The sequence below is a fragment of the Escherichia sp. MOD1-EC6300 genome (assembly GCF_002965045.1).
GTDB classification, from domain to species: Bacteria; Pseudomonadota; Gammaproteobacteria; order Enterobacterales; family Enterobacteriaceae; genus Escherichia; species Escherichia coli_F.
Genome location: NZ_PTRH01000030.1, coordinates 18,194 through 29,157 on the forward strand (window position 1 = coordinate 18,194; position 10,964 = coordinate 29,157).

General features: G+C 40.6%; 10 protein-coding genes and 1 pseudogene. 8 read left to right on the forward strand and 3 right to left on the reverse strand.

Going from position 1 to position 10,964, the window contains the following annotated elements:
* Positions 1-2 precede the first annotated feature (2 nt).
* The 3 genes from BGE37_RS24115 (at position 3) to BGE37_RS24125 (ending at position 2,864) form a co-directional block, all read left to right on the forward strand.
* Positions 3-1,058 (forward strand): fimbrial protein, encoded by a 1,056-nt coding sequence (locus BGE37_RS24115; RefSeq protein WP_241956679.1) that lies wholly within the window; start codon positions 3-5, stop codon positions 1,056-1,058.
* 17 nt (positions 1,059-1,075) lie between these two features.
* Positions 1,076-1,642 (forward strand): fimbrial protein, encoded by a 567-nt coding sequence (locus BGE37_RS24120; RefSeq protein ID WP_157919779.1) that lies wholly within the window; start codon positions 1,076-1,078, stop codon positions 1,640-1,642.
* Between the two features lie 634 nt (positions 1,643-2,276).
* Complete coding sequence (locus tag BGE37_RS24125) at positions 2,277-2,864, forward strand: tyrosine-type DNA invertase (protein ID WP_089627132.1); 588 nt, start codon at positions 2,277-2,279, stop codon at positions 2,862-2,864.
* A gap of 296 nt (positions 2,865-3,160) precedes the next feature.
* Here the strand turns inward: BGE37_RS24125 and BGE37_RS24130 are convergent, their stop codons facing one another.
* The gene (locus BGE37_RS24130; RefSeq protein ID WP_089627131.1) at positions 3,161-4,654 is read right to left on the reverse strand and encodes an EAL domain-containing protein; all 1,494 of its coding nucleotides are present in this window, start codon (positions 4,652-4,654) and stop codon (positions 3,161-3,163) included.
* Positions 4,655-5,481: 827 nt separating this feature from the next.
* A complete protein-coding gene (locus BGE37_RS24135) occupies positions 5,482-6,075 on the reverse strand; it encodes a tyrosine-type DNA invertase (RefSeq protein WP_000166787.1) in 594 nt (197 codons plus the stop codon).
* Positions 6,076-6,975: 900 nt separating this feature from the next.
* Between BGE37_RS24135 and BGE37_RS24140 the strand changes: the two genes are divergently transcribed.
* The 3 genes from BGE37_RS24140 to BGE37_RS24150 all read left to right on the forward strand — a co-directional run bounded on the left by BGE37_RS24140 (position 6,976) and on the right by BGE37_RS24150 (position 8,199).
* Positions 6,976-7,086, forward strand: a complete 111-nt coding sequence (locus tag BGE37_RS24140) for a type II toxin-antitoxin system RelE/ParE family toxin (RefSeq protein WP_224068057.1) — start codon at positions 6,976-6,978, stop codon at positions 7,084-7,086.
* 93 nt (positions 7,087-7,179) lie between these two features.
* Positions 7,180-7,338 carry a transcriptional regulator gene (locus BGE37_RS24145; RefSeq protein ID WP_170997425.1) on the forward strand — a complete coding sequence of 53 codons (159 nt, stop codon included), beginning with the start codon at positions 7,180-7,182 and terminating at the stop codon, positions 7,336-7,338.
* Positions 7,339-7,458: 120 nt separating this feature from the next.
* Positions 7,459-8,199, forward strand: coding sequence for a tyrosine-type recombinase/integrase (locus tag BGE37_RS24150; RefSeq protein WP_001066941.1), 741 nt, complete (start codon positions 7,459-7,461; stop codon positions 8,197-8,199).
* Between the two features lie 284 nt (positions 8,200-8,483).
* On the opposite strand, the gene BGE37_RS24155 is transcribed toward BGE37_RS24150, so the two are convergent.
* A complete protein-coding gene (locus BGE37_RS24155) occupies positions 8,484-9,461 on the reverse strand; it encodes a RepB family plasmid replication initiator protein (protein WP_000361612.1) in 978 nt (325 codons plus the stop codon).
* Positions 9,462-10,216: 755 nt separating this feature from the next.
* Between BGE37_RS24155 and BGE37_RS24165 the strand changes: the two are divergent.
* Both BGE37_RS24165 and BGE37_RS24170 read left to right on the forward strand, forming a co-directional pair.
* Positions 10,217-10,660 (forward strand): annotated as a pseudogene (locus tag BGE37_RS24165) (DUF3800 domain-containing protein); the annotation flags it as partial.
* 86 nt (positions 10,661-10,746) lie between these two features.
* Positions 10,747-10,964 (forward strand): transposase (locus BGE37_RS24170; protein ID WP_000422721.1); only part of this gene is annotated, 218 nt, incomplete at its 3' end.

Here is a 10,964-nt window from a genome sequence, read left to right on the forward strand (position 1 = left end):
TAATGAACAAGAATAATAAATTAATGAAACCGTATTATCATCGGAATAAGAAAATATATTTTCTTTCAACCGTATTTCTGGTGGTCTGTTCTTTCAATGTTTACGCAGCTGTTGAATGTGTTTCTGGATGTAATATTGCTGTTAATTTTGATATTAATAAAAATCTTACTGAAAGCCAGAACGTGATTGGTGAAACTATCCCCAGTGGCCAGGTTGATACTGTGGAGCCTCGTCTTCGGGCGACAAGTCAGGCTAAAGCACAACACTGGTTTGTATATACAGGGGATAGTATCCCTGAAAATGGAACCAGTTTTTCAAACTGGCAATATAAAATAGTTGATGACTATATTTCTCTGGGCGTAATGCTTGATACTCCATGTTATGGCGTTGTTTATGCGCCTTTTAACAGAGTTATCAGAAATGGTAAGTGCGAAGAAATTACTTTTAACGTTGGGGATGAAAATGTAATAGGAAATAGCCCTTCCTTTAAAACACAGGTTTATGTCAGAAAGAAAATTGTTACTGGTGTTTACAGTAAGCAAATTCATATAGGCGATTATGGAGCATGTCAGCCGATAGGCTGTACCAGTCGACAAGCCATTGTATATCGATTATATGTAAGCCTGAATCTCACTGTTCCTCAATCATGTGAGATAGATAGCGGGCAATCGATAAACATAAACTTTGGCAATATACCATCGACCGCCTTTAAACGGGCAGGCGAAATTGCACAAGGTGTTCAACCTCAATCAAAAACCATTAATGTAAAATGTAACAATATTGCAGGTAATGCAAAATTAACAATGAGACTTCAGGCAGACAAGCCTAGTGGGAATGCAGTTGTTTCAGATGAAAACCCTGATGTCGGATTTCATGTGACCAATACCAATGGAGATCCATTAACGCCTAACAAGATATCCAGCGTAATTCCCTTCATTCTTGATAGTAACGCACAACAGAATGTTACCATCCGGGTATATCCTGTCAGCATAACAGGAAACAAACCTGATGAGGGACCTGTAACGTCAAGAGCATATTTGCGTGTGGATTTTCCGTGATGAATGGAGCATATTCAATGATGTCTGTTTATTTAATGATGCGCGATTTTTGTCAGAAAAGAGCTGGGTTTATTTTTTTTGGTATGCTTTTCATGACTACAGATGTGTTTACTCAATCCAGGGCTGATTTAGGGGTAACTAACTTGTATATGAGAGCAACATTGATACATCCAGCCTGTGTTTTAAGCACTGATTCGATAAATAAAACCGTAAGTTTAGGTGTCTGGTCTGCCAGACAATTTGAACAAACGCCGTCTGCATTACCAATGACACGATTTACAATTAATCTTGAGAATTGTGGCCCAACACCTGCCGTAAAAGTAAGCTGGACGGGAAAAACTGATATTATAAATAGTAAATTGTTTTCTCTGACTGAAGACAGTACAGCAAAGAATGTTGCTGTCGAACTGCTTGACTGGAACCGGAATCGTATTCCTCCAGGTTACACGACGCCATATTATTCATTTGAGATGAATGCCTCAGCTGTATCTATCCCTTTTTACGTACGTTACGTCAGGACAGGTAATAATGTTACAGCGGGCACTGCTAATTCACTGGCAACTTTCACGCTGGATTACTTGTAATTTCAGTTCAAAGTACACAGTTTCGGCAACAGGAACCACAGGAAAAATATTATAACAACGATACGAGATTGATGGTTTCTGTAAACAATTATGGCTCTGACAACAAACAATCAGTACAAATAACATACAGGCATGCTTTTACCTGATAATGTTCCTGATTACAGTATATTAACTTCCATTATTCATTCAGAAGCGATAAAAATATTCGCGTAATTTTATGCTTTTTTTGAAAGCTTAAAGTGCTTTGAACAAAAGCTAGTGTTAATCAGCATAAAAAACAATCTTTGCAATGAGTGAATTTCAATCATACGGTTTACAACTGAACAAAAAAAAACTTTGTGTTTTTTATTGTTCAGTTTGTATTCAAAATTAGAAAACTCTGCAATGATGAATATAAATATTAAGTATTTCATTAAAGATGAAGCAAAACTCTTTAAACTGCTCAGAAAACAGGGGGATCCTTTTAATAAAATATATGTTATTTTTCATTAAAGTTATGTAAATTCCTTAATTGGCTTTTTTTTGTGATCTCTATAGTAAAACAAACAACAAGTAGTAATATGAAGGCGTTTAATTATTATAGAGTATTTAAAAAAGTTTGCCTTGATGTACAAAATAAGTAAGGACAATACATATGAAACGAAAGTACTTAACTTCTGATGAGGTTTATAAGCTACTGGATTATATTTATAAAAATAGACATAATCATCGGGACTATTGTATGGTAAGTATGGCATTTATACATGGCTTAAGAGTAAGTGAACTGATAGAGTTAAAATTAACAGATTATGAAAGCATATCCAGGAAAATTTATATACATCGTTTAAAAGGGGGGCTAAGCACAACTCATCCATTACTGGATTTTGAAAGTAAAGCTCTTGAAATGTGGCTGAATGAAAGACGCTACTTAAAAGGAAACCGGACTCCCTGGATGTTTTTATCAAGGCATGGAGGAAGACTTTCCAGGCAACGATTTTATCAGTTGCTTAAAAATTATGGTGAAAAAGCACAACTCTCTTTATCGATTCACCCTCATATGTTAAGACATGCATGTGGCTATAACCTGGCTGAACTGGGAAATGATACAAGATTAATTCAGGATTATCTTGGTCACAGAAGCATTCGTCATACTGTTCTTTATACAGCTGCAAATGCTGAAAGATTTAACAGGGCATGGGTCAAAGACGGGAATTTCATTTGCCCGGATACAGAACAAAAATAATATCTTATATTATTTGCTGTCATTATACACAGATTGCTCTTACAGATAATTTATCTAACCCGAGAGTTACCGGTTTTGATATGAAAGTAGAAACTCATACGAAATACGCGATAACTCTCCAGCGCATGCGAATAATTCCTCTGTAAACCACAATTTTGATTTATAGAATCTGAATCAGCCCGTTAACTTTTAAGATAATTATTGATCTGCTTGCATTAAATTTCTGAATTTTGCTAAAAATGTATTCATAACTATTAAGATTTGATGGTAAATTTCTGAAAACGATGTACTACACATTATGAGAGTGCTGGAGAAAGATTCATACTGTTTATTTTTGTGATAGTTTTATTTAGCTCAGTGATTTTAACAGGCTCAGAAAAAAAATATCCCTGAAATAAGCTGACACCTTCGGCAGATAGTTTTTTATACAGTTCTTCTGATTCCACACCTTCAGCAATACATATGCTTTCATTGCTTACACAAAAAGCAATGGTTTTTTTTATTTTAGATATGGCCTTAAAGTCAAATAAAGCATTCCTGACCAGTGACATATCGAGTTTATATCCATTAAAACTAACGCCACTCTCAATAAATTCACAGTTACTCTCAGAAAAACAATCGTCCAGATATACGTTTATACCCTGTGAGTTTAGAGTTATGATGTTCTTTTCAACATTTCCCCCTGCGCGAACCTCAGTATACTCAGAGAATTCAGCAACCAAACATCCAACCCATTTTGGATTTTTAAGTTTTACTATAGCGACATTGAATATCTCCTGTAATGAAGAGGATTCAGCTAAAGTTGCTGGAATATTAACTGTAAACCAGAACTTTCCATTAAATTTATTAATAGCATTGATGGCTTCATGAATAACAAATTCAGTCAGCATGACCCATTCTTCCCGACTATGTATCTCTTGAAAAAACATCGATGGCAACATCACCTGTCCATTTTTGTGCCAGCGTATAAGAATCTCAAATCCTGCAACCTGGCCATCGGACATAACGACAGGTTGAAATACGGAAAATAACTCATTCTTGAGAAGAGCTTCCAGTAACACGAATTGTTTCAGTTCACTAATATACTTGTTTTCATTTCTGATTAAGTCACGGTGCTTGTCTGGTAACAGTGTGGCTGTGTCTGGAAATTGAGATGAGAGTTTTTTTAATCCGCTAAGTTTTTGACTGTATATTGTCTTTATGCTTAAACAATATTGCCTGGCCAGAATTTTAGTTTTAACTCCCATGAACGATTTTAACAGAACCACCAGTTCCCGTGAGTTTAATCCTTCCTTAAAAAATGGTGAAGGGCTTACTATCGAAAAGCGGGGAAAAAAATCAGTATTGATTTTAAATGATTTGCCATCCTTTATAAGGATCGAATTAGGCATGGCAATTCTGGCCCGATTAAGCCATTTTTTATTTGATATGTTTTTTTTTAGTGTTACATATAGCCAGGTAGGAGACAGACGGCTAAAAAAAATAATCCTCGCCGGGTGTTTTAGCGCAGATGTTAGCGATGATAAATAATTTATAGTTAGTATTGCCTGTAATGACTCCCCAGGGATAAAAACAATCAAACGATCACCAGACTTAATGTTATTTGCTACGTCACATGACAATTCAACCATCTTGACAGATGGCATCAGAATAACATTTTTTTTACCAAAGTTTGTTAACATGACAGAGAAAGCGTTGGCAGCAAACTGACAGGGGGAGATTATATAGTAAACTGGCGTGAGATCGCACGGGCAAACAGTAAGAGATCTATTCTCTTCATCGTTAATCATAGCAATATATCCTTAGCAGAAAAGATAAAGCATATCAATTTAATCACATCATTCTATGCACTTTGTGCCTTTATTTTTTATGACCTTTTTCAGGCACGCGTGTTAAGGCTAACTTTATTTTATATACTCCATTGCTCTTATAAAAATAACCAACGTGCAGTTTCGAATTAACAAAAAATAACTTTATTTTAATAACTGCAGATTTATCACGGTTAGTAACTTTTACACTTTAGTTTGTGTTAGTCATGCATTGCATGTTTTTTGTACTTACAATCGGATATAATTATTTCAATCAACAAGTGTCCTTCATAATAAGTGTTCTGATATTGTTAAATAATTAATCAGACTTCTTTTTAGTCGGCTTATCAGAAAACACATTAACTCATTTGTATATTCTCCTGCTTTTCAGAGCCCTGATATGCGCCATTACAGTCATCAATTTTCCCTGGTGAAGCGAGTTAAATCACAGTATTCCCTCACAGATTCTTGCCTTCCCTACAGAAATGCTGTTTTTTTAGCCAAAAAAACTTAACATTATGGCCCATTTTGACAACTAGTTAAGAAACAACACAAATACCCTGTTCATCACTCTGATTGCAGGGTATTTATCTTCTTTTCAGGAAAAAATTGAGATATTATCATGTTTATTTTTCTGTTTTATTAACTTGTCAGTTCTTTGACAAATACCAAAACATGAATATGAGTAGTGAGAGTCTTTTTAAGCAACATTCCACCCGGAGAAATGTGTTTTTTTTTCTTTAAAAACAATAGATTGATGAAAAGTAAAAAAATAGATTGCTTTTTTTATAATATATAAATATATTCGTTTAACAGTTTGGGCCAAATTGTCTTGCTCGCGATTTTATTTTAGGCTGCCACACTCCTTCAAATCTCTCTGCATTACTGGCTGTGTAATGAACAGTATGTCTGATGTTCCTGTGCCCCAGATAATCCTGAATTAATCGGGTATCGACCCCACGATCAGCAAGTGCGAAACCACACGCGTGACGCAACATATGCGGATGAGGAGTTACAGGGATACCGGCCAAAGAGCCTAAGTGACTTATAATCTGGTATATTCTCTGGCGTGTTAACTGAGAGCCGTGCCTTGACAGAAACAACCAGTCACTTTCTGCACCTTTCTTCGACTCTCTGATTTTTAACCATCTCTTTATGGCTTTAATCTCATCAATTAACAATGGATGTATAGTACTAAAACCACTTTTCATCCTCCTGATATATAAACACTTTCCTTGTAAATCCATATCTGAAAGTCTCAGGTTACAGGCCTCACTAACCCTGAGGCCATGAATGAAAGACATATATAAGAAGCAATAATCTCTTTCAGAATTAGAAGTATTCTTTGCACAATTCAGCAGGCGTTCAACCTCTGATTGTGTCAGATGCTTTCTTTTGGTCATTTTTCCTCCCATTTTGAAAACTAAATTCCCAGTAAAAATAAACTGATTTCAGCAATGACATCCGCTATGTATTTTCTGGGCAAGAAACAGGCTACAAATAATGTGTACAGACAGATACACCAGAAAAACCACCTCTAACACTATATAGAAAGTCAATATAACTTTTATTCAGTATTTTATACTAACGGAAAGTTATATTAATGAACATTCATTATTTGCATGGTGGCTATGCTGTGTACATAAGATTGTGCTGAAAAGTCATTAGCACATTCTTATTTTATTATTAGCTTTTTTCCATAATTGTCATTACTCCATAAGGAGTAATGGGTGTTAAAAAACACATTTACTTGTTAATTAATGATTGTTTTTATTGACGGGGAATACCAACAGTTGTTTACATTTTATCATGTTGCAGCTTTTCCTTTATACTTCAGGTAATACTCTTTTGATTTTATTGATAATATATACTCACACATGCTCATTGGCAGCGTGTGCTGATAAATAACCACTAATCTCTCAGGATGATATTTCTGTGATAATAATATAATGGCCCTGTAATTCAGCAAAACACTACCTTGCAGACCTCGTTCTGTATCATTCTGTGTAATATATTTTAAGTTAAGGTGAATTATTTAGTGATATTACTCATGATATTCACTTTTGCTCCTGTGGAGTCCGGAGCTTTAATGACAACATCCGTGATGAGCAGCGCAGATATATTGAGTAAATTAATACTTAATCTATTGGGAAGAAAAGTGAGTCTGTACCCGTTGCTTTCTGGATTAACAGACCGAAGGCCTCAGAATAAATAATCTATTGATTATTAATAATATATTAAATATTTTTCACATTATGAGTGATTATAATATCGTTACTCTTCGTCCTGAACTCAGGCAATATATGTTCGAATTACCCGCAGAACAGCATATGGTTTATTTTCATCAACCTGGTAGCCATATTATCGTCCGTATATTAAGCCCGCATCAGGATGCTGGTCGTCGTGTCAACTGACATTAACCTTTGCTTTGCATGTAACGCTACGTAAAAACTGACAGAGTCAGAGGAGAAGAGCAGGCAAGAATTCACGTAGCGTAACTCCCCTCTCTGTGTATTCTTCTCCTTTCCTTGCGATCATCTTTGCCCTGGCATTACCCCATTTCTCCCAAAAACGGCAAACCAGCCCTCAGCCCGCGCCACGACTGGCTTAATACGGGATCCCTGCTGCAAAACGTACCTTTACGTATTTGGTTTTACCCGCAATAATGCGTGATAAGCAAACAAAAGGATCCGCGCGCTGCGATTTATTGTCGTGGAAGGATCCGGGCGTTCAGGTCAGAATACCTGTATCCATAAACAGTGCGTGTGCTACGTGAAAAATAACTCATGAACAATGTCATTCCCCTGCAGAATTCACCAGAACGCGTCTCCCTGTTACCCATTGCGCCGGGGGTGGATTTTGCAACAGCGCTCTCCCTGAGAAGAATGGCCACTTCCACAGGGGCCACACCGGCCTACCTGCTGGCCCCGGAAGTGAGTGCCCTTCTTTTCTATATGCCGGATCAGCGTCACCATATGCTGTTCGCCACCCTCTGGAATACCGGAATGCGTATTGGCGAAGCCCGGATGCTGACACCGGAATCATTTGACCTGGATGGAGTAAGACCGTTTGTGCGGATCCTGTCCGAAAAAGTGCGTGCGCGACGCGGACGCCCGCCAAAAGATGAAGTACGCCTGGTTCCGCTGACAGATATAAGCTATGTCAGGCAGATGGAAAGCTGGATGATCACCACCCGGCCCCGTCGTCGTGAACCATTATGGGCCGTGACCGACGAAACCATGCGCAACTGGCTGAAGCAGGCTGTCAGACGGGCCGAAGCTGACGGAGTACACTTTTCGATTCCGGTCACACCACACACCTTCCGGCACAGCTATATCATGCACATGCTCTATCACCGCCAGCCCCGGAAAGTCATCCAGGCACTGGCTGGTCACAGGGATCCACGTTCGATGGAGGTTTATACCAGAGTGTTTGCACTGGATATGGCTGCCACGCTGGCAGTGCCTTTCACAGGTGACGGTCGGGATGCTGCGGAGATCCTGCGTACACTGCCTCCCCTGAAGTGACGGCATACGCGCTTCCTTATATAAGCTGTGGTCAGCAGAACAGACATAACATAAGCTGGAGCAGGTAGATAAGCTGTAGTGAGTAAACCATGTTTTATGAAGGGAGCAATGCCTCAGCATCAGGTTACGGGGTGACTCACGTAAGGGACAGGCAGATGGCAGCTCAGCCACAGGCAGCACTGCAGGAAACTGAATATAAACAGCAGTGAGCAGACCACTCACTGCACCTGATAATATAAGCTGTAGTCAGTAAAGGAGCACTCTTCACTGACTACAGTTTATGTTCAGCGGGATTTGAAGAGTTTTTCCAGGTCATCCAGTGTGATGCCCAGTTTTTCAAGCAGGGCAAGTTTCTCCGCCATCTCCGGACTGACTTTTTCCGCAGGTGAAGGTGGCAACGGATTTTCCTTACTCTCATCATTCGGTGCTTTTAACCGGGGACGCCGGTAGTGAATGCAGAAGAGTTTTGTCCGCCCCCGCTGGATCTCCGTGTAATCAAGATATCCAATCTCGCGCAGCTGCTCCATTGCCCGTCTGACCGTCTGGTTCTGGGAAAATACAGGAGACTTCAGATTGAGGCGTGCACGCAGCCGCGCCAGCGATATCGGTGCCGGATCCCGGGGCAGGCTCTCTATAAAGGTGTAGAGTGCCTGGGCGGACTCCCGTCGCTTCAGGGCATTAATCGCCTTAAGCTGGAGAAGGACTTTTCTGTCAAACTGGTACAGTTCAAACAGGCGGGGATCAGCCTGTAACTGAACAATATCCCGCTCAGTATCGTAGTAGGCTGACTGTACCAGATGGGTGATGTATTCCCGGGTGTGCTTCTCATCGGTACGGGAAAACGAGATCACGGTACCGGCAATGCGCTTCAGGGAAGGGCTGATGCGCTCACGCAGCCTGCGGGATGACTGGCTTGAAGGTATACCACACAGTTTTGCAAACTCAACAAAAGGCAGTTCAACTTTGTCACCAATCACGTTATGGCGGGCAAAGGAATGAATGATCCCCACCCAGGTCTTGAAATCGTTATCCATATCCAGGCGGGGGCCGGTGATCTCAACCTTATCGAATCCCTCAGCACGGGCCAGGGAAAGACGTGTCAGCTCTTCCGTGGCATCAGTACGTGACAGTGTATTTTTTTTACTGTTCTTCAGTGATTTAAGGGTCGGTACAAAAACGCCCAGACGCATCAGCGCCACAGGTTGTACGGTGTTGTTATTGTTTGGTGTCAGTGTCACCAGCTCACCGGACGACTTATCCACCTCGCCGAACAGTTTTTTGATGTCTGAATTTTCGTTTTCCAGAAAGCCTCCTGCCTGTGGACAGTAAAAGAATAAACAGCAAATCGTGTGTCAGAGCCCCGCTAACTGACTGAAGAAAAACCTGCAGCCTGTATTTAACAACTGAGTCTGGCATACTGACCATAGTTTATGTCATTAACTTACGGCAGTATATGTATTACTGAATACAGCTTATCATTAACTTGTTACAGTTTATCAGTAACATGCCACAGCTTATGTGATCGTGCTCCCGGACCATTAATGACAAGGTTTGTAGCGATATGGGGATCTTTAATGGATCCTTTGTTGATCATTCATGGATCTGTTTACTGGATCGGGCCTCTGGATATGTGGATAAATCATTCCAGAAAAACAGCATACACTACCGATTATGAAGGCTTCAGGGCGTACCTGCTCACTGTAACTACAGATCCATTGCGCTTCCTCGCCGGTTCGCGGGCTTCGCCCGGTCACCGGTCTGCGGCGAGCACTGTTTTTCTGATGTCTGTCTTTACAGGTAATTTTTGACGGAATCTGCCGTACTTCCTGAGCGTACGGTCATATCCGAAGTACACTTCATATGTGTGTTTCAATGCCAGGGATTGTGTATACAAACTACAGGCAAAGTCTGGTTATCACCGGTGGTAGGCTGCTCCGATGGAAAAATTGTGAACGGATTGACACCATGCCGGATAACTCTGTCGATATAAGACGGTCAAAGATCGTGGCGTTGACAAGTACAGCGTCTGCACGCCGCAGAGCTTGGCATGCACCGCCTTGATGAGGTGGTTGATACGCTGCTTGTCCTGCAGAAGAAGCACCGGATACGGTTTGATGTCTGGCTGGTCGTTAAACGGGATCACGCCATTATTTCGTTCTTCGATCAGGGGATGAATCCTGCAGTGCCCAGGGTTGCCTACTGGACCCCCTTTCGTTACCCGCTGCTACTGAATCTGGCAAGCCTGTTCGATAATGAACTGGCTGAAAAAGCGTGGCGTGCCCGCCTCGAAGCCCATGATGGAAGGTCCTCATCTCTGTTCAGTGAGGTCTGCAGTGAGCTGCTTGCGCGCGTTCATACCCTGGGGGACCGCCGTTACATTGAATTGATTACCGATGCGTTGTCCTGGGCGATGACCCACTTTGACGAACTGGGATATAACTGCAAAACCGGTAAACAAAAGCGTAAGCGTAAACTGACCGCCGTATGTAGCCATCAGACGAGAATTGGTAACTTAGACGCCCATCTGATATAGACGGACATCTAAGTATGGAATTACAGGACTGGCGAAAAGAACCTCGTAAAAACTATTCGAATGAATTCAAACTTCGTATGGTGGAACTGGCATCACAACCTGGAGCTTGTGTTGCACAGATTGCACGTGAAAATGGCGTCAATGATAATGTTATTTTCAAATGGCTCAGGCTCTGGCAGAACGAAGGGCGTGTTTCGCGGCGTCTTCCGGTAACGACCTCTTCTGACACTGG

Bases quoted from the DNA above. Each gene is read 5' to 3' on its own strand.
- BGE37_RS24135 (WP_000166787.1), bottom strand. From the start codon at position 6,075: ATGACCAAAAGAAAGCATCTGACACAATCAGAGGTTGAACGCCTGCTG.
- BGE37_RS24150 (WP_001066941.1), top strand. From the start codon at position 7,459: ATGAACAATGTCATTCCCCTGCAGAATTCACCAGAACGCGTCTCCCTG.
- BGE37_RS24120 (WP_157919779.1), top strand. From the start codon at position 1,076: ATGATGTCTGTTTATTTAATGATGCGCGATTTTTGTCAGAAAAGAGCT.
- BGE37_RS24125 (WP_089627132.1), top strand. From the start codon at position 2,277: ATGAAACGAAAGTACTTAACTTCTGATGAGGTTTATAAGCTACTGGAT.
- BGE37_RS24140 (WP_224068057.1), top strand. From the start codon at position 6,976: ATGTTCGAATTACCCGCAGAACAGCATATGGTTTATTTTCATCAACCT.
- BGE37_RS24115 (WP_241956679.1), top strand. From the start codon at position 3: ATGAACAAGAATAATAAATTAATGAAACCGTATTATCATCGGAATAAG.
- BGE37_RS24130 (WP_089627131.1), bottom strand. From the start codon at position 4,654: ATGATTAACGATGAAGAGAATAGATCTCTTACTGTTTGCCCGTGCGAT.